The sequence below is a fragment of the Sedimentitalea nanhaiensis DSM 24252 genome (assembly GCF_000473225.1).
Lineage (GTDB): Bacteria > Pseudomonadota > Alphaproteobacteria > Rhodobacterales > Rhodobacteraceae > Sedimentitalea > Sedimentitalea nanhaiensis.
In genome coordinates, this window is record NZ_KI421509.1 from 1,338,312 (window position 1) to 1,359,895 (window position 21,584).

The following is a 21,584-nucleotide window of genomic DNA, read 5'->3' on the forward strand; positions in this document are numbered from 1 at the left end:
CCCATCGACGCATGATTTCCCAGCGGGCGCGGTTGAGCGCACAGGCGTGATCCGGCGCGGATCACCGTACGATCGTCCCCGTGCGGCGGATCTTGCGTTGCAGCTGCATCAGCCCGTAAAGCAGCGCTTCGGCGGTCGGCGGGCAACCTGGCACATAGATGTCCACCGGCACCACCCGGTCACATCCGCGCACCACGGAATAGCTGTAGTGGTAATAGCCGCCGCCATTGGCGCAACTGCCCATGCTGATCACGTAACGCGGCTCAGGCATCTGGTCATAGACCTTGCGCAGAGCCGGGGCCATCTTGTTGGTCAGCGTGCCAGCCACAATCATCACGTCCGACTGGCGCGGGCTGGCGCGCGGAGCGATGCCAAACCGTTCCGCATCATAGCGCGGCATCGATGTGTGCATCATCTCGACCGCACAGCAGGCCAGTCCAAATGTCATCCAATGCAACGAACCCGTGCGGGCCCAGTTTATGATGTCCTCGGTCGAGGTCAGCAGAAACCCCTTGTCCTGCAACTCGGCGTTCAGCGCCTGGGTGGCGACTTCCTTGTCGGCACCGACCTGGGTTCCTGTCATCACTCCCATTCCAGGGCCCCTTTTTTCCATTCATAGGCAAAGCCGATGGTCAGCACCCCGAGAAACACCATCATCGACCAAAAGCCGACCATGCTGATATCCTTGAAGGCAACAGCCCAGGGAAACAGAAAGGCGATTTCAAGGTCGAAGATGATGAACAGGATCGACACCAGATAGAACCGGACATCGAACTTCATCCGCGCATCGTCAAAGGCGTTGAATCCGCATTCATAGGCGCTGACCTTTTCCGGATCCGGGTTGCGCACCGCCAGCACGACAGCCGCAAGAATCAGCACGATCCCCAGACCAGCGGCGACGGCCATAAACACCAGGATGGGAAGGTACTCCCGCAACATCTCTTCCACGAGCGTCTCCTTATCTGCAGCGCACGGAAACGGGTGCGCCTTAAATCGGCGTGATGACTTCGCCTGTGTCTACCGCCGCATGTCCAGAGGGTCAACGGGCCGAACTGGCGAATGTCCTGTTATATCGCCGCAGTTTGCCGGTCGCGAAAGCGGCACGGCGGTGCAATTTGCGGCGACAACCGCTTGACGCCTGGGCAGTCCCGTGCCCCCATGTGGGCGCTGCACCCTCACTCGCACAGGACGCCAAAATGCACTCTGCCCTGACCCGCGCCACAGAGTTTGCCAGTTCTCTGGGGATTTCCGCACCGATTCTGCTGGCTCCGATGGCCGGGGCTTGCCCGGTGCCGCTCTCCGCTGCGGTGGCAGCAGGCGGCGGCATGGGAGCGTGCGGCGCGTTGTTGATGAGCCCCGAGCAGATCAAGGACTGGGCCGGGCAGATGCGCGCCGCTTCAAACGGGGCGTTTCAGATGAACCTCTGGATCCCGGATCCGGAGCCGAAACGTGATTCCGCCCACGAGGCGGCGTGGCGCGCCTTTCTGTCGCGGTGGGGTCCTGAGGTGCCGCCCGATGCCGCCGACGCACCGCTGCATGAGTTCGCGGCCCAATACCAGGCCATGCTGGAGGCCGGACCGGCCGCCGTTTCGTCCATCATGGGGGTGTATCCACCCGACATGGTGGCCGAGATGAAAGCGCGCGGCATCACCTGGATGGCAACCGTGACCACCGTCGCCGAGGCCCGCGCAGCCCGGGACGCAGGCGCGGATATCATCGTGGCCCAGGGCATGGAGGCCGGCGGGCACCGCGGCGCGTTTCACGCTCCGGATGCTGCAACCTCACTGGTGGGGCTGTTTTCCCTGCTGCCTGCGGTGGTGGACGCGGTGGATCTGCCGGTGGTGGCGACCGGCGGCATTGCCGATGCCCGCGGCATCGCCGCCGCCTTGCTGCTGGGGGCATCGGCGGTGCAGATCGGCACCGGCTTCCTGCGCGCGCCCGAAGCGGCGTTGAACCCGGCGTGGTCCGACGCAATCGGTCGCGCCGCCCCCGAAGACACCATCGCCACCGCCGCGTTTTCCGGACGATTGGGCCGCGCGATCCGTACCGCCTATGCCAGCGCACCGGATGCGCCCGCACCGGCACCCTATCCGGTGCAGCGTGCCTTGACCGGGCCGATGCGCGCCGCAGCCGCCAAGGCCGACAATATCGACGCGATGCAGGCCTGGGCCGGCCAGTCTGCCCGGCTTGCCGCCGCTGAACCCGCGCAGCACATCGTCACGCGCCTGTGGCAACAAAGCTGTAAGTTGCTGGAGACCCGCTCTTAGGCCGGCATCCACGCCGCCTTGCGCTTTTCAAAAAACGCACCGATGCCCTCGTCCGCCTCGGCGGTTTCCCAACGGTCCACCAAAGCCCGAATGGTCATGTCAATCGCGGCCTCGTCCACCGTCGGAGCCAGATCCCGCACCAATTGCTTGGCCGAAGCGACAGCGCCCGGCGCGCAGGACAGATAGGGTACGACCTCGCGCTCGACCGCCACTTCCAGATCGGCGGCAGGTACGATGCGGGCCAACAGGCCCAGATCGATCGCCTCGGCGGCATCGAACAACCGCGCCGACATGAACACCCGACGCGCCCGCGCCTCGCCCATGCGCGCGACCACATAGGGGCCGATGGTAGCCGGAATCAGGCCCAGACGGGTCTCGGTCAGCCCCATCTTTACATGATCCGCCCCCACGGCCACATCACACACGCTGATCAGGCCCAGCCCTCCGCCAAAGGCATTGCCCTGCACCGCGCCGATCACCGGCTTGGGCAGGGTGTTGAGCGCGCCCAGCATCTCGGCCAGCTTGCGCGCCTCGCGATACCGGGTCTCGCCATCTGCGGCCATCTGCGCCCGCATCCAGCCCAGATCGCCCCCGGCGCAGAACGACTTGCCCTCAGCGGCCAGAACCACAACCCGCACCGCATCATCCGCGCCCAGTTGCGCCGCCGCATCCGTCAGTTCAGCGATCATTTCGGCGGACATGGCGTTGTGTTTACCGACCCGGATCAGGGTCAGCCGCGCCACGCCGCGCGGGTCGGTTTCGACAGAAATCGTCTGATACATCACGCCCCCTCGCGCATCGCCCGTGCCATTGCCGCAGCCTCGTGCAGAACGGCCATGTCCAACCCGGTTTCATAACCCAGCCGTTGCAGGTGTTCCGCCACCGCTTCGGTCGCGACATTGCCGCTGGCCCCCGGCGCGTAGGGACAGCCCCCCAGACCGCCGACAGCGGCGTCGAACACCCGTACGCCCAGCGACAGCGACGCGTCGATATTGGCAATCGCCCGGCCCGCGGTATCGTGAAAGTGTCCCGCCAACCGCCCCACCGGCACCACGTCGCGCACTGCCATCAGCATTTTCACGATACTGTCCGGGGTCGCCTGTCCGATGGTGTCGCCCAGCGAAATTTCGTAGCAGCCCTGTGCAAAAAGGGTATCGGCCAGCTCCGCCACCTTTTCCGGTGCCGTGGGCCCGTCAAACGGGCAATCGGTCACACAAGAGATATAGCCGCGCACCGGCAGATCGATATGGCGCGCCGCCCGCAGGATCGGCTTGAACCGCTCGATGCATTCGGCGATCGTGGCGTTCACATTGGCCTTGGAAAACCCCTCGCTGGCCGAGGCAAAGACCGCGATCTCGTCCGCCCCGGCAAGGCGCGCGTCATCATATCCGCGCATATTCGGTGTCAACGCCGCATAGCGCACGCCCGGTACGCGGGTGATCCCGGCCAGCACCTCGGCGCTGCCGGCCATCTGCGGCACCCATTTCGGCGAAACGAAACTGGCCACCTCGATACGCGAAAACCCGGCCCGGCCAAGGCAATCGACCAATGCGATCTTCTCGGCCACCGGGATCTCGCGGTTCTCGTTCTGCAAGCCATCCCGCGGCCCGACCTCAAAAATCTCGACCCGTTCGTTCATATCGCCCCATCCCTGCCTTGTTCAGTTCAAACTACCATCTTCAGGGGCGCGCGCCCCTGCGATCAACCTTCTTCCGGTTCCAGCCGCACCAACGCAGCACCGGCCTCGACCTGGGCCCCGGCCTCGGTCAGAACCTCGGCCACCACCCCGTCGCGCGCCGCCAGCAGGGCGTGTTCCATCTTCATCGCCTCAAGCACCGCCAGGCGGTCGCCCTGTATCACCGTCTGGCCAACCACGGCATCGACCGACTTGACCAGCCCGGGCATCGGCGCTTCGATCAGGTTGCCGTCACCGGTGGCCCCGGCGGCCCGGTCCAGCGGGTCTATAACCCGGAAGGCCAGCCCAAAGGCATCGAACACCGTAACCGTGTCGCCCGCAATGGCAATGTCGCCCAGAGCGGTTTCACCGACCTCCCACTGGGTGCCGATGCGTTGGGCCAGCACCGTTTCTTCCCCGACGCTCCAGTGCTGCCGGTCCGGCCCTTCGGCGCGCATGACCAAATCGGACGCCTCGCCCTGCCAGGACAGCGTCACGGTGCGGGCCAGCGGCTCCCACAGGGTAAAGCCCGTGTACCAGTCCCCCTCCATCACCCCAAGTGCTGCCATCCCTGCGGCCACCCAATGCCGTGGCTCGGGCACAATGGGTTGGACCAGGCGGTCCAGATCGCGCCCGATCAGGCCCGTGTCCACGTCGCCGGCGGCGAAACCGGCATGGGCGGCCAACGCGCCCAGAAACGCCAGATTGGTCACGGTGCCGCCAACCTGCGTTCCCGCCAGTGCCCGGTTCAGCCGCGCCAGCGCCACCGCCCGGGTCGGGCCGTGTACAATGACTTTGGCGATCATCGGGTCATACCAGGGCGAGATCACATCGCCCGCCCGTACACCGCTGTCGGCCCGGCAACCGGCCGGGAAAATCAGATGCGTCAGCGTGCCGGTGGCGGGCAAAAATCCTTTGGGCACATCCTCGGCATACAGCCGCGCTTCGAATGCATGGCCATTTATGCGCATTTCGTGCTGCTGGCGCGGCAGCGATTCGCCAGCCGCCACGCGCAACTGCCATTCGACCAGATCAACGCCGGTGATGGCTTCGGACACAGGGTGTTCGACCTGCAGGCGGGTGTTCATTTCCATGAACCAGAACCGGTCCGGGCGCAGCCCTTCGCTGGCGTCGACGATGAATTCCACCGTACCGGCACCGGAATAGCCGATCGCCTCGGCGGCGCGCACCCCGGCCATTCCCATCGCAAGACGCATCTCGTCGGTCATACCGGGGGCCGGCGCCTCTTCGATCACCTTCTGGTGGCGGCGCTGCAACGAGCAATCGCGCTCGAACAGATGCACAGCACGGGTGCCGTCGCCAAAGACCTGCACCTCGATATGGCGCGGTTTGCTCACGTATTTTTCGACCAGAACCGCATCGTTGCCAAACGCGGTTTTGGCTTCGCTGCGCGCGCTGATCAGCGCGGCGGCGAAATCGGCGGGTTTCTCAACCATCCTCATTCCCTTGCCGCCACCGCCCGCGACCGCTTTGATCAGGACGGGATAGCCGATTGCGTCGGCGGCTTCGGCCAGGAATGCATCGTCCTGATTTTCACCGTGATAGCCTGGTACAACCGGAACACCGGCCTCTTCCATCAGTTTTTTGGCGGCATCTTTCAGGCCCATGGCCCGGATCGCATCCCCCGATGGCCCGATAAAGGTCAGCCCGGCGTCCTGTACCAGATCGACGAAATCGGGGTTTTCCGATAGAAACCCATAGCCCGGGTGGATCGCCTGTGCCCCGGTGTCCAGGGCCGCCTCGATGATCACATCGCCACACAGATAGCTGTCGGCGGGCGCGGAGCCACCGATATGCACCGCGAGATCGGCCATCTGAACGTGTTTCGCGCCCGCATCCGCATCGGAATAAACCGCAACGCAGCGCACGCCCAAGGCTTGCGCTGTTTCAATCACCCGACAGGCGATTTCGCCCCGGTTGGCAATCAGGATCGTGTCAAACATCACTCTGCTCCTTTGGCAGTGCGGATCGCCGGGGGCCAGCCCCCGGACCCCCGGGATATTTTCAGCAAGAGGAAGACCTACATCCGGAACACGCCGAAACGTGTCTCGTCGATGGGCGCATTCAGTGCGGCGGAGAGGCTGAGAGCCAGAACCTCGCGCGATTTGCGCGGATCGATGATGCCATCATCCCAGAGCCGCGCGCTGGCATAGAGCGGGTGCGACTGCCGTTCGAACATATCGATGGTCGGGCGCTTGAACTCAGTTTCCTGCTCGGCCGACCAACTGCCGCCGCCGCGTTCGATTGCGTCGCGTTTCACCGTGGCCAGAACCCCGGCGGCCTGTTCACCCCCCATCACGCTGATCCGCGAGTTGGGCCAGGTCCACAAAAAGCGTGGCTGATAGGCGCGCCCGGCCATGCCGTAGTTGCCCGCTCCAAACGAGCCGCCGACCAGCATGGTGATCTTGGGCACATTGGTGCTGGCCACCGCCGTCACCATCTTGGCACCGTGGCGCGCAATGCCTTCGTTTTCATATTTGCGCCCGACCATAAAGCCGGTGATGTTTTGCAGAAACAGCAGCGGTGTCTTGCGCTGGCTACACAGTTCGACAAAATGCGCGCCCTTCTGGGCCGCTTCGGAAAACAGCACGCCATTGTTGGCGACGATGCCAACCGGGCAGCCGCGCACATGGGCAAAGCCGGTGACCAGCGTTTCGCCAAAGCGCGGTTTGAATTCGTCGAACCGGCTGCCGTCCACCAACCGCGCGACCACCTCGCGGATATCGTAAGGCTTGCGCAGATCGCCGGGCACCACGCCTAGGATTTCTTCGGGATCATAGGCGGGGTCTTCGGCGGTTTCCCACTGCACCGTTGCGGGCCTGGCCCGGTTCAGCGAGACCACCGCCCGGCGCGCCAGGGCCAGCGCGTGGGCGTCATCTTCGGCCAGGTAGTCCGCCACGCCAGACAGCCGCGTATGCACATCGCCACCGCCCAGATCCTCGGCCGTGACCTCCTCGCCCGTGGCGGCCTTGACCAACGGGGGGCCGGCCAGAAAGATTGTGCCCTGGTCCCGCACGATGATGGTGACATCCGACATCGCCGGGACATACGCCCCGCCGGCGGTACAGGACCCCATGACCACAGCAATCTGAGGAATGCCCTTGGCCGACATCCGCGCCTGATTATAAAAAATGCGCCCAAAATGGTCGCGATCCGGGAAAACCTCGTCCTGATTGGGCAGGTTGGCCCCGCCGCTGTCCACCAGATATATGCAGGGCAGACAGCATTCCTCGGCGATCTCCTGCGCACGCAGGTGTTTCTTGACCGTCATCGGGTAATAGGTGCCGCCCTTGACCGTGGCGTCGTTGCAAACGACCATGACCTCCTGGCCATGGACCCGTCCGATGCCGGCGATCACGCCCGCCGCCGGGGCGGCATCGCCGTACATGCCATGGGCCGCTGTCGCGCCGATTTCCAGAAACGGACTGCCCGCGTCCAGCAGGTTTGCCACCCGTCGGCGCGGCAACATCTTGCCCCGGCTTTCGTGCCGGGCGCGGGATTTCTCGCCCCCACCCAGTCGGGCGGTTTCCGCTGCAACGCGGATGGTTTCCAGCGCCTCCAGGTGCGCTGCGCGATTGGCCTTGAACCCGTCCGAGGACGGAAGGGCCTGGGATTGAAGCTTCATTGCGCTCACTTCTCCATTTTTAAATTGGTAGGATCCGTCGCCTCGCCGCGTTCCAAAACACGAAACACGAGCCAGCCCCTTAATGCGGCACCGTATGTACAAATTGCGTTAGCCGATACGTCGCTTGAGCCGAACTTTTCGCAGTCAGGAATGTCGAACATTTCGGCGATCGGTGCCGCCACGCCCAGTTCTTTCAATTCCGGCGTGTTGGAGGGCATGGATTGCCCCGCGCGCGCCGTCGTCAAACCGCTCGGCCCCTCTGAAACCGAGGTTTGCATCCAGTCTGTGGCCGCGACCAAACAGCTTTCAGTCTGCTCTGGCCCATTTGCCAAGCCACAAAACCGCACAGCGTTGGAAATGCATAATGCGTCCATTACGATCACCGCCTCCACGTTGGCACCAAAGACGTACAGCTGTCCAAATAGTCTCTGACATTGTAGATTCTATCGTCAGCAAGTCCGGCGGAGGCGTTGATGATCAACGCGCACAGACCGACAGCACGCAATGCACCGCCGCGCCGGTCGCGCCAAATACCGTGGGACAGAATCACCCCATGGTCCCGAGCATCTCGCGCCCCACCAGCATCCGCCGGATCTCGCTGGTTCCAGCGCCGATCTCCATCAGCTTGGCATCGCGGAATATGCGTCCGACCGCGTTGTCGCTCAGATAACCCGCACCGCCCATCGCCTGCACCGCCTGATGTGCCTGCACCATGGCCTGTTCACTGGCATAAAGACAACAGGCCGCCGCGTCCTGGCGGGTCACGTCGCCCCGGTCACAGGCCTTGGCCACTTCATAGATATAGGCCCGAGCGCTGTTCATCGCCGTGTACATGTCGGCCATCTTGCCCTGCATCAGCTGAAAACTGCCAATGGGTTTTCCGAATTGCTTGCGCTCGGCCATATACGGCATGATTTCGTCCAGGCAGGCCGCCATGATACCGGTGCCGATCCCGGCCAGCACCACCCGTTCGTAATCCAGTCCCGACATCAGAACGCGCACGCCCCGGCCCTCTTCGCCCAGCACGTTTTCAAACGGAACCTCGCAATCCTCAAAGATCAGCTCGGCGGTGTTTGACCCGCGCATACCCAGCTTGTCGAAATGCGGGCCGGTGGAAAATCCCTTGAAACTCTTTTCAATCAGAAAGGCCGTGATGCCCTTGCTGCCCGCCTCGGGGTCGGTCTTGGCATAGACCACCAACGTGTCAGCATCCGGTCCGTTGGTAATCCAGTACTTGTTGCCGTTCAGCCGAAAGTGGTCGTTGCGCTTTTCCGCGCGCAGTTTCATGTTGACCACGTCTGACCCGGCTCCGGCTTCGGACATGGCGAGGGCGCCCACATTCTTGCCCGAAACCAGCCCCGGCAGGTATTTGCGCCTCTGCTCATCCGTACCGTTCAGCTTGATCTGGTTCACGCACAGGTTGGAATGCGCACCATAAGACAGCGACACACTTGCACTGGCCCGCGCAATTTCCTCGACCGCGATGACATGCGCCAGATACGACATGCCCGCCCCACCGAACTCTTCCGGCACCGTGATGCCCAGCAGGCCCAGATCGCCCATTTCGGTCCAGAGATGCGCCGGAAATTCGTTGTTGCGATCCACATCCGCCGCAATCGGTTTGACCCGCTCCTGCGCCCAACGATGCACCATTTCGCGCAGCGCATTTACATCTTCGCCCAGATCAAACTGCATTGTGGCATTGAACATCGCCGGTCTCCTCCAGATTAATGAACGGTCGTTCAATAAACTCTTAACAGCGGTTTCCGAGTCGGTCAATCGTCATCATGCTCACCCCCGATTGCGGCGGCGCGGACAAAAAATGATGGAATGCGCACCGCAGGTGCGCGCCTTTGGGTCACACCGCCTGATGGACCGCCCCGACCTCGGCGCGGATGATGCGTGCAATCAGCGCGCAATCCCGTGGCGAAAACGTCAGAGGAACCCGCATATCGACGATACTGGCCAGAATGCGGTCGGTTTGCGGCATCGCCGGCGCATCGGCATAGCGCCAGCTGTCATAGCGCGACGTGAAACCGACCGGCTCGACCCCTCCGAACCACTTCAATTCAACTCCGCGCGCCGCGCATCGGCGCAACACCTCGCCCACCGCAGCGGCCTCCCAATCCAGCAACAGGAACTGGATCGACGAGCCCACGAAGGCTTCGTTTTCCGGACGCTCGATCACCGACAACCCCGGCGTGCCGCGCAGGCCGCGCTCAAGCGCGCCGTAACGTTCGTTCCAGCGTTCCACCTGCCGAGGAAGAGCCGCCAGTTGCGGACGCAGGATCGCTGCGCGCAAATTATCCATCCGCCCCGATATGTTCGGCGTGTCGTATTTCACCCGCTCGAAAACCTCGGCCTCCGGCGCGGCGATGTGGCGTTCATACAGCATATAGCTTCCCGACAGCATGACCGCCCGCGCCGCGACCACGGCATCGTCGGTGATCAGCAATCCGCCTTCGCCGGAATTGACATGCTTGTAAGTCTGGCAGGAATAACAGCCGACCACCCCATGCCGCCCCGAGGCCACGTTACCCCAATGGGCACCCATCGTATGGGCGCAATCCTCGATCACCCGTACCCCGGCGGCATTGCAGATCGCCATCAGCCGGTCCATGTCGCAAATATGCCCGCGCATGTGGCTAAGCAACAGAACGTCTGCGTCTCCCGCTTGCCGGGCAAGATCGTCCAGATCGATGGTCAGCGCCTCTGTCACACCGACAAACACAGGCAGCGCGCCCACCGCGGCAATGGCCCCCGGCACCGGCGCCAGTGTAAAGGCATTGGTCAGCACCCGATCGCCGGGCACCACCCCCACCGCGCGCAGGGCCGTCGCCATCGCATAGCCGCCCGAGGCCACCGCGAGGCAATACCGGGCTCCCGTAAACGCCGCGAACTCCTGCTCCAGCAGCGCCGTCTCGCCGATTTCTTCGCCCGCCAGATTATACCGGTGCAACCGGCCATGGCGCAGCACCCGCACCGCCGCCTCGATCCCCGCCTCGGGGATCGGTTCTTGCTGGGTGAAACTGCCGGTGAATCTTTCTTGCATGCCCTTTTGTGCTGTGCTCCCGGGCGACGGTCAAGCCCGCCCCCTGGCGTCAACCGATCAGTTCGGAAACAATCGCGGGCAAATCGTCAAAATGATGCAACAACGCCTCGGGCTTGAGCGCCGCCATATCCGCGCCCGACGGGCCGAACGTGACCAGAACCGAGGGCACCCCGGCGGCTGCCGCAGTGTTGCGGTCCGTGTCGGAATCCCCGATCAAAACACAGTGCGCGGGATCGCCCCCGGCGCGGCGCGCCGCTTCGCGCAGCGGCTCCGGATCGGGCTTGCGCACCGGCAACGTATCTGCCCCCACCATCGAGGCAAACTGCTCGCGCACCCCCAACCGCGTCAGCAGCAATTCCGCCAGCGCCTCGGGCTTGTTGGTACAGATACCGACGCCATACCCGGCGTCCCGCAGCGCCCGCACCGCTTGCATCGCCCCCGGATACAGCACCGTATGGACGTCGATGGCACCGGCATAGGCCTCCAGCAGGACCGGATAATACCGCTCGACCACGTCCGCATCAAAGCGCGCATGCCGCTCAAGCCCACGCCGCAGCATCGTCTTGCCACCGCGCAGCGCAATCCCCGCATCCGACTGCGGCACCAGCACATCGCCCAGGCCCATCTGGCGAAAACAGGTATTGGCCGCTGCGATCAAATCGCCGGATGTATCCGCCAACGTGCCGTCCAGATCAAAAATCACCGTGCGCATGTCACCCTTTCCAGCGGCGCTCTGCCCGCCCATGTTGCAACCCGCAACCTTGTTTGATCGCCGCAACGCTTGCCATGCGGCCCCCAGCGGATAAAACGGGCGCAGTGAAAACACAAAGAGAAATCATATGAGTATTGCACTGGTCATCCTGGCGGCTGGCAAAGGCACCCGAATGGAGTCGGACCTGCCCAAGGTATTGCACCCGATCGCGCAGGTGCCGATGCTGGTGCATGCGATGCGCGGCGGAGCGGCGCTTGACCCCGAACGGGTGGTGATCGTGGCCGGGCACGGCGCCGATGCCGTGACTGACGTGGCACTTGCCCAAGACGATACCGCCCGGATCGTGCTGCAGACCGAACAGCTGGGCACGGCCCATGCGGTCGCCCAGGCGCGCGCGGCGCTCAAGGGGTTTTCCGGCGACGTTGTGGTATTGTACGGCGACACACCGTTCATCCAACCCGAAACGCTGGAGAAAATGATCGGCGCACGCCGTCAGCATGATCTGGTGATCCTGGGGTTCGAGGCTGCCGATCCGGGCCGGTACGGGCGGCTGATGATGGCGGGCGAAACGCTGGAACGCATCGTCGAATTCAAGGACGCGAGCGAGACCGAACGCGCCATCACCCTGTGCAACAGCGGTCTGCTCGCCTGCGATGCCGCCACCTTGTTCGACTTGATCGCCGCGGTGGGAAATGACAACGCGGCGGGCGAGTTCTATCTCACCGACATCGTTGCGCTGGCCCGCGCACGGGGGCTGTCCGCCACCGCCGTGACCTGCGACGAAGCCGAAACCATGGGCATCAATTCGCGTGCCGAACTGGCGGCGGCGGATGGCGTGTTTCAGACCCGCGCCCGCGCCGATCTGCTGGCCAACGGCATCACCCTGATGGCACCGGACACGGTTTATCTGGCGCTGGACACGGTGATCGGACGCGACAGCGTCATTGAGCCGAACGTGGTGTTCGGCCCCGGCGTCACCGTCGAATCCGGTGCCACCATCCGTGCGTTTTCGCATCTCGAAGGCTGCCACGTCAGCCGCGGCGCGGTGGTTGGCCCCTATGCCCGCCTGCGCCCCGGAGCCGAGTTGGCCGAACACGCCAAAGTGGGCAATTTCGTTGAAATCAAGAATACCCAGATTGCCGAAGGGGCCAAGGTCAACCACCTGTCCTATGTCGGAGACGCCAGCGTCGGGCCGCGCGCCAATATCGGCGCGGGAACCATCACCTGCAACTATGACGGGGTGATGAAACACCGCACCAGCATCGGGGCGGACGCGTTCATCGGCTCCAACACAATGCTGGTGGCCCCGGTCACAATCGGTGCGGGCGCCATGACCGCAACCGGCTCGGTAATCACCCGCGACGTCGAAGAAGACGCGCTGGCCATGGCCCGCGCGAAACAAGAGAACAAGCCGGGCCGCGCCCGCAAGCTGTTCGACATGCTCAGGGCGAAAAAGGCCCGGCGCGACAAGGAGCCATCGTAATGTGCGGTATCGTAGGAGTCCTGGGCAGCCACGAAGTCGCCCCGATGCTGGTCGAAGCCTTGAAGCGTCTGGAATATCGCGGCTATGACAGCGCCGGGATCGCCACGGTGAACAACGGCGCACTGGATCGCCGCCGCGCGGTCGGCAAGCTGGTCAATCTGTCTGACCTCTTGGTGCACCAGCCGCTGGCGGGCAAATCCGGCATTGGCCACACCCGTTGGGCCACCCATGGCGCGCCCAGCGTCAACAACGCCCATCCGCACCGCGCCGACGGCGTCGCCGTTGTACATAACGGCATCATCGAGAACTATCGCGAGCTGCGCGCCGACCTGGCCGAGCAGGGCGTCGAGTTCACCACCGATACCGACACCGAAACCGTCGCCCTGCTGACCGAACTGCACATGCGCAATGGGGCCGACCCGGTCGTAGCGGCCAACCAGACTCTGGACCGGTTGCAGGGTGCCTTTGCCCTGGCCTTTCTGTTTGACGGCCACGAGGATCTGATCGTCGCGGCCCGCAAGGGTTCGCCGCTGGCCATCGGGCACGGTGAAGGCGAGATGTATGTAGGCAGCGACGCCATTGCGCTGGCCCCGATGACCGACCGGATCAGCTATCTCGAAGAAGGCGACCGCGCCGTGGTCACCCGCGCCGGAGTCGACATCTTTGATGAGCAGGGCAAGCCTGTCATACGCGAGATCCGGACTATCCAGCTGGACACGGCCCGCGTCGACAAGGCCGGGCACAAGCATTTCATGGCCAAGGAAATCGCCGAACAACCCGAGGTAATCGGCGAGGCGATCCGCCACTATCTGCCCAGCGGCGACGATGCGGTGCACCTGCCCGGCACAGACCTGGATTTCAGCAACGTGCAGCGCCTGACCATGGTGGCCTGCGGCACCGCCTATTATGCCTGCCTGACCGCGAAATACTGGTTCGAACAGCTTGCCCGCATTCCGGTCGAGGTCGATGTCGCCAGTGAATTCCGCTATCGCGAGCCGCCGATCCCGGACGGCACGGTCGCCCTGTTCGTCAGCCAGTCTGGCGAAACCGCCGACACGCTGGCCGCGCTGCGCTATTGTTCCGGCAAGGCCGACCGCATCGTGTCGGTGGTCAACGTCGCGGAAAGCTCGATCGCGCGCGAAAGCGACCTGGCCCTGCCGATCCATGCCGGGGTCGAGATCGGTGTCGCCTCGACCAAAGCGTTTACCTGCCAGTTGACGGTGCTGCTGATGCTGGCCCTCAAGGCGGCGACCGACCGGGGAACCCTCAGCGCCGAGACGCTGGCAGATCACGTCGCCGCCCTGCGTGGCCTGCCGTCGGTTCTGAATGTGGCGCTGGATCAGAACGACGCGATCCGGTCGGCGGCACAACGCCTGAGCGAAGCACGGGACGTGCTGTTTCTGGGCCGTGGCCTGATGTATCCTCTGGCCCTGGAAGGGGCGCTTAAGCTGAAGGAAATCAGTTACATACATGCCGAAGCCTATGCGTCCGGAGAATTGAAACACGGCCCAATTGCGCTGATTGATCAGCAGATGCCAGTGGTGGTCATGGCACCGCGCGACGCGCTGTTCGACAAGACCGTCAGCAACATGCAAGAGGTGATGGCGCGCAAGGGCAAGGTGATCCTGGTGTCCGACGAACGAGGCATCGCCGAAGCCAGCGACGGCGTTTGGTCGACAATCCGGATGCCGCGCATCCACAATTCCCTGACCCCGATCCTGTATGCGGTGCCGGCCCAACTGCTGGCCTATCACACCGCCGTCGCCAAGGGCACCGATGTCGATCAGCCGCGCAACCTGGCGAAATCCGTGACCGTGGAGTGAACGATGGCCAGGCAATTTCCGCAGTTGGACGCTGCCCATCAGCGATTTATCAGCAAACAGCACATTTTCTTCACCGCCACCGCAGCGGCGGATGGCCGGGTGAATGTTTCGCCCAAAGGCATGGATTCGCTTCGGATTCTCGGTCCGAATCAAAATTGCATGGATGAATCTCACAGGCAGCGGCAATGAAACCGCCGGGCATCTTCTGGAACAGCCGCGCGTCACGTTGATGTGGTGTTCCTTCACCAAACGCCCGATGATCCTGCGCGCCTATGGCCAAGCCCGGACGATCCATACGGGCGACGATGACTGGACCGATTTGGCCGCCCTCTTCCCGCCGCATCGCGGTGCGCGGCAGATCTTCGATCTGTCCGTCGATATGGTCCAGACCTCTTGCGGCTATGCGGTGCCCTTCATGAAGTACGGCGGCGAGCGTGACACGCTGGAACACTGGACCGCCGATCGGTCCGACACCGATATCCGTACCTATTGGCGCGACCGCAACGCCCGGACCATTGACGGCAAACCGACCGGCGTACCCGTCTCATGATCGCGCCATATCTGGCCCAGATCCAGGCCCATGCCGACCCCGAGCGCGCACGCGGCATGGCCGCATACCACAAGGTCGACCGCCCATATGTCGGCGTCTCCAACCCGGTCATCGACACTCTGACCCGCGGCTGGCGGCAGACATTGGACGTGCCGCAGCGGGTCGAGCTGGCCGACGGCCTGTGGCACACCAATATCTACGAGGCGCGACTGGCGGCCACCAAACTGCTGACCCAGGCCCGCATCCGCCCGGACGACGCGGTCTGGGCGCTGATCCAGAGCTGGGTGCCCGATTTCGACAGTTGGGCGTTGGCCGATCATGCTTGTATGGCCGGTCAGAAACGCCTTTTGGCCAACCCGGCCCGTCTGGACGATGTCGAACCCTGGACCCGCTCCGAGCACATGTGGAGCCGCCGCGCCGCGCTGGTCATCACCCTGCCGTGGACCAAGCAGAATCACCCCAAACCCGAAGATCTCGCCCGCCGTGACCGCATCCTGGGCTGGGCCGCCGGCTATGTGCCCGACCGCGATTGGTTCATCCAAAAGGCCATTGCCTGGTGGTTGCGCGATCTGTCCAAACACGATCCCGCGCGCGTGACGGGCTTTCTCGACGCGCACGGCGCCGACATGAAACCCTTTGCCCGCAAGGAAGCAGGCAAATACCTCGACCGATAGAGTCGGACGCGCTTTGATTGGCCCGAAGGATCAATATTAACTACAATTTAATTTGCACTTGTTGCGAATGCATAGTTTGCGTATACTTCCTTAGGTATAGTAATTCTGTTGCGAGTATTTTGCCGTGGGTATTATGGCGCATCAATGAAATCTCAGAAGTTGACGTAACGTGGCTGCGAGGGTCGCGTAGCGGTTTTTCTGCCTCGCTTTGTCTTCTTGAAAGGAGTAACGAATGTCTCTGTTACGAACATTAGGAGCGTCTGCCGCGCTCACCCTGGCCGCAGGAGCGCTCTCCGCCGCCAGCCTCAGCTTCGAAGTTCTCGAAAGCCGGTTCTACGACGCTCAGGGCGGAAACGTCCGCATGATCGCCGACACCTTTGCCGCCGAGTCGAGAGTCCGCTGGGGGCAAGACGGGATCTTGATGAGCGAAACCTCGGGCTACAGCTACGAGAATCGCGTGACTCCGTTTCAGGAGAACGAAAATGACGTGTTCGCCATTGGCGCCTTCAGACATTTCAACAAGCCGATCAACCAGGGCACGTCGATTACCAGTGTGAACATGGCGATTCGTGGCCTCGTATCGATCGACGGCGGCACGGCGGTTGAACGCATCTTCGATTTCCAGATCGCCCACACCGAAACCCCCAACAGCGGGACCTGCGCCTTTGGCGGGGCAAACGGTCAGGGTGTGAACGCGAATGGATGCGCCGATCAGGTGGTCATCACCAGCACTGAGGATACCGACGTTTTCCAGATCGGCGATCAGACGTACACGCTCAACATTCTGGGCTTCGCGGCATCGAGGGCCGACGCCGAAGGCGGCCTGTTTGACAGCGCCTTCCTGTCGCCTGAGGGCGGCGTCAACCGGCGCATTCTGGCCGCATCCTTTCAGGTTGCCGATATCGCACCGGTTCCTGTCCCGGCATCGATCATGCTGACACTGAGCGGACTGGGCCTGTTAGGTGGCATGGGTGCCTACCGTCGTCGTCGCAAGGCGTCCTGATACCGGATCGATCCGTGGGCGCGCCTCCTGCGATGCCCGCGCCAAGCATCGGCTGCTCTGGCAATGTCAGCGCGGCGGCTTGTTATACCTGCGATTGCGCCGATTCCATTGATCCGGCGCAATCGGGCACTCCACACCGGCCTGCCCGACATTCATCACATGACCTCTTGCTGCCACGGCGGCCGCGCCTTACCTATGGGTCATGACCGCCCCACTGATTGATCCCTTTGCCCGCGCCATCACCTATCTGCGCGTCTCTGTCACCGACCGGTGCGATTTCCGCTGTGTGTATTGCATGTCGGAAAACATGACCTTTCTGCCCAAGAAAGAGTTGCTGACCCTCGAAGAACTGGATCGCATGTGCAGCACCTTCATTGGCATGGGGGTGGAAAAACTGCGCATCACCGGTGGCGAGCCTTTGGTGCGCAAGGGCATCATGACCTTCTTTGACACCATGTCGCGACATCTGGACAGCGGCGCGCTGCGCGAACTGACCCTGACCACCAATGGAAGCCAGTTGGAAAGATTCGCCGACGATCTCTACGCCGCAGGGGTACGGCGAGTGAATATATCGCTCGATACGCTGGATCAGGACAAATTCGCCGCCATCACGCGCTGGGGACGCCTGCCACAGGTGCTGCGCGGCATCGATGCCGCGCAACGCGCCGGTTTGCGGATCAAGATCAACGCCGTCGCGCTCAAGGGGTTCAACGAACCCGAACTGCCCTCCATCACCCGGTGGTGCGCCGAACGGGACATGGATCTGACCTGGATCGAGGTCATGCCGATGGGCGATCTGGGCAACGAGGACCGCCTGGACCAGTATTGGTCGCTCGACGATGTGCGCGCGGAATATGCCAGATCCTATACCGTCACCGATCTGGCAGAACGCACCGGCGGGCCGGCGCGTTATGTGCGGCTGGAAGAAACCGGACAGAAAATCGGCTTTATCACGCCGCTGACCCATAATTTCTGCGAAAGCTGCAACCGCGTGCGCCTCACCTGCACCGGCGAGTTGTACATGTGCCTCGGACAAGAGGACATGGCCGACCTGCGCGCGCCCTTGCGGTCCCACCCAGACAGCGATGACGCGCTGCGCACCGCGATTCGGGACGCGATTTCGCGCAAACCCAAGGGCCATGATTTCGACTATTCACGCCAGCGCGCAGACGGTCAGATGTCGCGCCACATGAGCCACACGGGCGGGTGATGATCCGGCCAGGCGCGGCACCGACGGCGCTTTTTCACCTCTATCGCGGGCTGGCGACCCTGATATCGCCACTGGCCTATCAGGTCGTCGCCCGCAAACTGCGCCGCCATCAGGTGTCGCCGCGCCGACTGCATGAACGTCTGGGCAATGCCAGCGCAACGCGCCCGGTTGGGAACCTGATCTGGTTTCATGCCGCCAGTGTCGGCGAAAGCCTTTCGGTGCTGACCCTGATCGCCCGGATGGGCGAACGCCTGCCCAAGGCCGAATTCCTGATCACCAGCGGCACAGCCACCTCGGCGGCGCTGATTGCAAAACGAATGCCACCGCGCACCCGTCACCAGTTTGCCCCGCTGGATGCGCCCGGTCCCGTCAAACGGTTCTACGATCACTGGCGGCCGAATGCCGGAATTTTTGTCGAAAGCGAACTTTGGCCGCTGACCCTGACCGAGGGTCAGGCGCGCGGCGTTCCGCTGGCGCTTCTGAATGCGCGACTGTCAGCGAAAACCGTTCGCGGCTGGCAAAAAGCGCCCGAAACCGCCCGCTATGTACTGGATCAGTTCGACCTGATGCTGACCCAGAACGACGAGATCTCGGCCCGCCTGCTGACCATTGGTGCGGACCCTGCCCGCCTGCGCACCGGCACCAATCTCAAGGCGACTTCGGCCCCCCTGCCCGTGGATGTCGACACGTTGACCCGGTTACGCGCCGATCTGAACGGTCGCCCTGTCTGGGTCGCCAGCTCCACACATCCCGACGAGGAAGAGGTGGTTCTGGACGCCCACAAGCGCCTGTTGATCGATCGCCCTGACCTGCTGCTGCTGCTGGTGCCACGTCATCCGGAACGCGGCGATGCGGTGGCGGATCTGGTCACGCAGGCCGGAATGACGATGGCGCGGCGCACGTCACAGGACCGCATCACCCCGCAGGCCCAGGTTTACCTGGCCGACACACTGGGCGAAACCGGCACCTGGTATGCGCTGACGCCACTGGTCTTTCTCGGTGGCTCGCTATTGCCAATCGGCGGACACAATCCCTATGAGGTCGCGCAGGCCGGTGCCACCGTGCTGACCGGCCCGCATGTCAGCAACTTCACCGAAACCTTCGCGCCGCTCATCGCCAGCGGCGGCGCGGTCGAAATCCGCAACGCGGCGGAACTGGCCGCAGCCATCGACCACTTGCTGCGCGACCCCGCCGACCTGAAAGCCGCCTGCGCCGCCGCCACCGCCTTTGTCGGTCAGCAGCAAAGCAAGCTGGACGGGGTGATCGACAGCCTGTGCGACGGGCTCGGGCTGACCCCGGATGGCTGAGCTGTTCGTCACCAATTTCAACCCGCGCTTCACCGGGGTTTCGGCCACCGCCGCCAACGTGATCCGGCAGCAGATGCAGCACCATGATCTGCGGCTGGTGGGCCACGCCCTGCCCGGCTGTCCCGATCCGATCACCGTGGCGCAGGCCCGCCGGGAATCGCGCAGCAGTGCCAAACTTCCGTTTGCCATCTGGCACGTCCGGCGAAACCCGGAAATGCGCACCGCCATCTGGGCCCGCGATGTCCTGCGCCTGCCGATCCGTGTTGTGTTCACCTCGGCCGCACAACGGCGGCACTCGGCCTATCCGCGCTGGTTGATTTCACGAATGGATGCGGTAATCGCCACCACCGACAAGGCCGCCGAACACGTGCCTCATGTGCACGCCGTGGTGCCCCACGGCGTCGATACCGCCCTCTTCACCCCGGCGCCCAACCGCGCCGTCGCCTGGGCCGCACTGGGATATGGCGGCGACATCGGCATCGCAACCGTGGGCCGGATCCGCCCGGAGAAAGGCACCGATCTGTTCGTGCAGGCGATGCTGCGCCTGCTACCGGATCTGCCCGGCGCAACCGCCCTGGTGCTGGGCCGGGCCGCGCGGGAACATCAGGGGTTCCAGCATGACCTTCAGGACCTGATCGCTCGGGCCGGGCTGACACACCGCATCCTTTTTCCCGGCGAGGTTCCCGCCGCCGAGCTGCCCGCCCTGATACGCGGCCTGTCGCTGGCGATGCAACTGCCCCGCTACGAAGGCTATGGCATGGTGCCGCTCGAAGCCATGGCCAGCGGTGTGCCCTTTGTCGGCAGCGAAGCGGGATATTACCGCGCCTTCTCGGCGCAGGGACGCAGCGGAACCATCGTGCAGCAAGACGCACCCGCCGATGCAGCCCGGGCCGCGCACGCAATCCTGACCGACCCGGGGCGCCACGCGACGATGGCGGCAGCCGCCCGCACCATCGCCTCCGCCGATTTCAGCGCCGCCAGCGAGGCCGCCGGCATCGAAGACGTCTACCGACACCTCTGGCAGAGGAGCGACCTGCCCCCTGGTCGTCCCTCAATCTGATGTAGAGTCTGCCCGACATTTGCACTGCTCTCCAACCTTGGAGCGCCGGAATCTGGATTTTTCCTGCTCTGTCCCGATGACGCGCCGGTGACGCCATCGGGATCGCGCATGGCGACCGGAGCCGTCGCTGTCGGTTCGCCGTGCTCGGCGCTGCCCCGGCGGTGTGTTGGGTGCCCCCCGATCACAGGCTTCCGCTGATCGCTCCTGCGGCCTCGATCGCCACCGGGGCCGCCTGTCGCACGAAATCCTCCCGCGTCCATTCCGACAGCGATCCCGCGACATGGATCGCGCCCAGGGGCAAGCCGTCGCGATCGGTGACCGCAACGCCAATGGCGATTTCTCCTTGCGCAAATTCATTGACAATGACCGCAAATCCATCCCGGCCGGCCTGATCTACCAGAGACAGAATTGCGTCGGGATCAGTCTCGGTTTGCGAGGTGTATTTATCTAGAGAAGAGCGCGCCAGGATGGCCCGCGCCTCTTCTTTGGGCAGGGTCGACAGAACCGCGCGCCCGCCGGCAGTGCAATAGCTCGGGACACTGTGGCCGACCAGGCTGGCATAGAAGGTTTCGCGCTTGCTTTGCATCCGGAGGGCGTAGATCAGTCGCGTCTCGTCATAAAGGCTAAAGTCGACGCGCTCGGGTATGGTCTTGCGCAGCTCGAGCAGGACCGGCGTCGCTTGCTGTATCACGGGATCGAGCCGCAGCACGTCCAGCGTATGATCGAGCAACCGGATTCCGGGAAGATAACCGCGATCATCCGCGCTGCGGCGGACGTAACCGAGCCTGAGCAACGTGTGGATCAGCCGCTGCGCAGCCGAACGGTTGATCTGCCCGCGCCTGGCGATCTCAGACAGGCTGAGGGGGCCGTTTGCCTGGTGAAAGGCACTGAGCACCTGCATGGCACGACCTGCCGCTCGCACAAAAAGACGATCATCGTCTGCCTGAAAATCGGGCGGTCTTGGCGGATCGGCACGAAGAATGCTGGCCATTGAAATCTCCTGTTGACGAATCCTGAGAGCGGTAACTACGATTGACCTGCAATCAATCTGTATCGCCTGTCAATACACAAGGAATGATCTTCTGTCTTTCTGCACAAGTTTGAGAACGCATAGGAGCATGG

21 protein-coding genes are annotated in these 21,584 nt (G+C 63.5%); 10 read left to right on the top strand and 11 right to left on the bottom strand.

Features of this window, described 5'->3' with window-relative positions:
* Positions 1-61: 61 nt before the first annotated feature.
* Both NANH_RS0108275 and NANH_RS0108280 read right to left on the bottom strand, forming a co-directional pair.
* Positions 62-592, bottom strand: a complete 531-nt coding sequence (locus tag NANH_RS0108275; RefSeq protein ID WP_027261607.1) for a NuoB/complex I 20 kDa subunit family protein — start codon at positions 590-592, stop codon at positions 62-64.
* A complete protein-coding gene (locus tag NANH_RS0108280) occupies positions 583-948 on the bottom strand; it encodes an NADH-quinone oxidoreductase subunit A (RefSeq protein WP_027261608.1) in 366 nt (121 codons plus the stop codon). The genes NANH_RS0108275 and NANH_RS0108280 overlap by 10 nt, the downstream gene beginning before the upstream one ends.
* Before the next feature lie 248 nt (positions 949-1,196).
* Here NANH_RS0108280 and NANH_RS0108285 point away from each other — a divergent pair, with 248 nt between their 5' ends.
* Positions 1,197-2,267, top strand: coding sequence for an NAD(P)H-dependent flavin oxidoreductase (locus NANH_RS0108285; protein WP_051372299.1), 1,071 nt, complete (start codon positions 1,197-1,199; stop codon positions 2,265-2,267).
* On the opposite strand, the gene NANH_RS0108290 is transcribed toward NANH_RS0108285, so the two are convergent.
* The 8 genes from NANH_RS0108290 to NANH_RS0108325 form a co-directional block, all read right to left on the bottom strand.
* Positions 2,264-3,049, bottom strand: coding sequence for a crotonase/enoyl-CoA hydratase family protein (locus tag NANH_RS0108290; RefSeq protein WP_027261610.1), 786 nt, complete (start codon positions 3,047-3,049; stop codon positions 2,264-2,266). The genes NANH_RS0108285 and NANH_RS0108290 overlap by 4 nt on opposite strands.
* Positions 3,049-3,906, bottom strand: coding sequence for a hydroxymethylglutaryl-CoA lyase (locus NANH_RS0108295; protein ID WP_027261611.1), 858 nt, complete (start codon positions 3,904-3,906; stop codon positions 3,049-3,051). Before NANH_RS0108295 ends, NANH_RS0108290 begins: the two co-directional genes overlap by 1 nt.
* A gap of 62 nt (positions 3,907-3,968) precedes the next feature.
* Complete coding sequence (locus NANH_RS0108300) at positions 3,969-5,906, bottom strand: acetyl/propionyl/methylcrotonyl-CoA carboxylase subunit alpha (RefSeq protein ID WP_027261612.1); 1,938 nt, start codon at positions 5,904-5,906, stop codon at positions 3,969-3,971.
* 77 nt (positions 5,907-5,983) lie between these two features.
* On the bottom strand, positions 5,984-7,588 hold the full coding sequence (locus NANH_RS0108305; RefSeq protein ID WP_027261613.1) for a carboxyl transferase domain-containing protein: 1,605 nt from the start codon (positions 7,586-7,588) through the stop codon (positions 5,984-5,986).
* A gap of 5 nt (positions 7,589-7,593) precedes the next feature.
* Complete coding sequence (locus NANH_RS0108310; RefSeq protein WP_139236311.1) at positions 7,594-7,962, bottom strand: hypothetical protein; 369 nt, start codon at positions 7,960-7,962, stop codon at positions 7,594-7,596.
* A 172-nt stretch (positions 7,963-8,134) separates the two neighbouring features.
* A complete protein-coding gene (locus tag NANH_RS0108315) occupies positions 8,135-9,298 on the bottom strand; it encodes an isovaleryl-CoA dehydrogenase (RefSeq protein WP_027261615.1) in 1,164 nt (387 codons plus the stop codon).
* A 148-nt stretch (positions 9,299-9,446) separates the two neighbouring features.
* Positions 9,447-10,640, bottom strand: coding sequence for a DegT/DnrJ/EryC1/StrS family aminotransferase (locus NANH_RS0108320; protein ID WP_027261616.1), 1,194 nt, complete (start codon positions 10,638-10,640; stop codon positions 9,447-9,449).
* A gap of 49 nt (positions 10,641-10,689) precedes the next feature.
* Complete coding sequence (locus NANH_RS0108325) at positions 10,690-11,352, bottom strand: HAD-IA family hydrolase (RefSeq protein ID WP_027261617.1); 663 nt, start codon at positions 11,350-11,352, stop codon at positions 10,690-10,692.
* A 127-nt stretch (positions 11,353-11,479) separates the two neighbouring features.
* On the opposite strand from NANH_RS0108325, the gene glmU reads away from it, so the two are divergent.
* The 9 genes from glmU (at position 11,480) to NANH_RS0108365 (ending at position 20,462) form a co-directional block, all read left to right on the top strand.
* Positions 11,480-12,835, top strand: a complete 1,356-nt coding sequence (gene glmU / locus NANH_RS0108330) for a bifunctional UDP-N-acetylglucosamine diphosphorylase/glucosamine-1-phosphate N-acetyltransferase GlmU (protein WP_027261618.1) — start codon at positions 11,480-11,482, stop codon at positions 12,833-12,835.
* A complete protein-coding gene (gene glmS, locus NANH_RS0108335) occupies positions 12,835-14,658 on the top strand; it encodes a glutamine--fructose-6-phosphate transaminase (isomerizing) (RefSeq protein WP_027261619.1) in 1,824 nt (607 codons plus the stop codon). Before glmU ends, glmS begins: the two co-directional genes overlap by 1 nt.
* A gap of 3 nt (positions 14,659-14,661) precedes the next feature.
* Positions 14,662-14,847 carry a pyridoxamine 5'-phosphate oxidase family protein gene (locus NANH_RS29670; RefSeq protein WP_322786792.1) on the top strand — a complete coding sequence of 62 codons (186 nt, stop codon included), beginning with the start codon at positions 14,662-14,664 and terminating at the stop codon, positions 14,845-14,847.
* Entirely contained in the window at positions 14,822-15,208 is a 387-nt protein-coding gene (locus tag NANH_RS25785; protein ID WP_322786793.1) for a pyridoxamine 5'-phosphate oxidase family protein, read from the top strand. Before NANH_RS29670 ends, NANH_RS25785 begins: the two co-directional genes overlap by 26 nt.
* A complete protein-coding gene (locus tag NANH_RS0108345; RefSeq protein ID WP_027261620.1) occupies positions 15,205-15,882 on the top strand; it encodes a DNA alkylation repair protein in 678 nt (225 codons plus the stop codon). Before NANH_RS25785 ends, NANH_RS0108345 begins: the two co-directional genes overlap by 4 nt.
* Positions 15,883-16,114: 232 nt before the next feature.
* Positions 16,115-16,885, top strand: coding sequence for a THxN family PEP-CTERM protein (locus NANH_RS0108350; protein WP_027261621.1), 771 nt, complete (start codon positions 16,115-16,117; stop codon positions 16,883-16,885).
* Between the two features lie 202 nt (positions 16,886-17,087).
* Positions 17,088-18,095, top strand: a complete 1,008-nt coding sequence (moaA, locus tag NANH_RS0108355; protein ID WP_027261622.1) for a GTP 3',8-cyclase MoaA — start codon at positions 17,088-17,090, stop codon at positions 18,093-18,095.
* Positions 18,095-19,402, top strand: a complete 1,308-nt coding sequence (locus NANH_RS0108360; protein ID WP_027261623.1) for a 3-deoxy-D-manno-octulosonic acid transferase — start codon at positions 18,095-18,097, stop codon at positions 19,400-19,402. Before moaA ends, NANH_RS0108360 begins: the two co-directional genes overlap by 1 nt.
* Positions 19,395-20,462, top strand: coding sequence for a glycosyltransferase family 4 protein (locus tag NANH_RS0108365; RefSeq protein ID WP_027261624.1), 1,068 nt, complete (start codon positions 19,395-19,397; stop codon positions 20,460-20,462). The genes NANH_RS0108360 and NANH_RS0108365 overlap by 8 nt, the downstream gene beginning before the upstream one ends.
* A gap of 181 nt (positions 20,463-20,643) precedes the next feature.
* Here NANH_RS0108365 and NANH_RS0108370 read toward each other — a convergent pair whose 3' ends face one another.
* Positions 20,644-21,453 (bottom strand): IclR family transcriptional regulator, encoded by an 810-nt coding sequence (locus NANH_RS0108370; RefSeq protein WP_027261625.1) that lies wholly within the window; start codon positions 21,451-21,453, stop codon positions 20,644-20,646.
* Between the last annotated feature and the right edge of the window lie 131 nt (positions 21,454-21,584).

Bases quoted from the DNA above. Each gene is read 5' to 3' on its own strand.
- moaA (WP_027261622.1), top strand. From the start codon at position 17,088: ATGACCGCCCCACTGATTGATCCCTTTGCCCGCGCCATCACCTATCTG.
- NANH_RS0108365 (WP_027261624.1), top strand. From the start codon at position 19,395: ATGGCTGAGCTGTTCGTCACCAATTTCAACCCGCGCTTCACCGGGGTT.
- glmU (WP_027261618.1), top strand. From the start codon at position 11,480: ATGAGTATTGCACTGGTCATCCTGGCGGCTGGCAAAGGCACCCGAATG.
- NANH_RS0108315 (WP_027261615.1), bottom strand. From the start codon at position 9,298: ATGTTCAATGCCACAATGCAGTTTGATCTGGGCGAAGATGTAAATGCG.
- NANH_RS0108320 (WP_027261616.1), bottom strand. From the start codon at position 10,640: ATGCAAGAAAGATTCACCGGCAGTTTCACCCAGCAAGAACCGATCCCC.
- NANH_RS0108305 (WP_027261613.1), bottom strand. From the start codon at position 7,588: ATGAAGCTTCAATCCCAGGCCCTTCCGTCCTCGGACGGGTTCAAGGCC.
- NANH_RS0108350 (WP_027261621.1), top strand. From the start codon at position 16,115: ATGTCTCTGTTACGAACATTAGGAGCGTCTGCCGCGCTCACCCTGGCC.
- NANH_RS0108285 (WP_051372299.1), top strand. From the start codon at position 1,197: ATGCACTCTGCCCTGACCCGCGCCACAGAGTTTGCCAGTTCTCTGGGG.
- NANH_RS0108300 (WP_027261612.1), bottom strand. From the start codon at position 5,906: ATGTTTGACACGATCCTGATTGCCAACCGGGGCGAAATCGCCTGTCGG.
- NANH_RS0108290 (WP_027261610.1), bottom strand. From the start codon at position 3,049: ATGTATCAGACGATTTCTGTCGAAACCGACCCGCGCGGCGTGGCGCGG.
- NANH_RS0108360 (WP_027261623.1), top strand. From the start codon at position 18,095: ATGATCCGGCCAGGCGCGGCACCGACGGCGCTTTTTCACCTCTATCGC.
- NANH_RS0108295 (WP_027261611.1), bottom strand. From the start codon at position 3,906: ATGAACGAACGGGTCGAGATTTTTGAGGTCGGGCCGCGGGATGGCTTG.
- NANH_RS0108310 (WP_139236311.1), bottom strand. From the start codon at position 7,962: ATGGACGCATTATGCATTTCCAACGCTGTGCGGTTTTGTGGCTTGGCA.
- NANH_RS25785 (WP_322786793.1), top strand. From the start codon at position 14,822: ATGAATCTCACAGGCAGCGGCAATGAAACCGCCGGGCATCTTCTGGAA.
- NANH_RS0108345 (WP_027261620.1), top strand. From the start codon at position 15,205: ATGATCGCGCCATATCTGGCCCAGATCCAGGCCCATGCCGACCCCGAG.
- NANH_RS0108275 (WP_027261607.1), bottom strand. From the start codon at position 592: ATGGGAGTGATGACAGGAACCCAGGTCGGTGCCGACAAGGAAGTCGCC.
- NANH_RS0108370 (WP_027261625.1), bottom strand. From the start codon at position 21,453: ATGGCCAGCATTCTTCGTGCCGATCCGCCAAGACCGCCCGATTTTCAG.
- glmS (WP_027261619.1), top strand. From the start codon at position 12,835: ATGTGCGGTATCGTAGGAGTCCTGGGCAGCCACGAAGTCGCCCCGATG.
- NANH_RS29670 (WP_322786792.1), top strand. From the start codon at position 14,662: ATGGCCAGGCAATTTCCGCAGTTGGACGCTGCCCATCAGCGATTTATC.
- NANH_RS0108325 (WP_027261617.1), bottom strand. From the start codon at position 11,352: ATGCGCACGGTGATTTTTGATCTGGACGGCACGTTGGCGGATACATCC.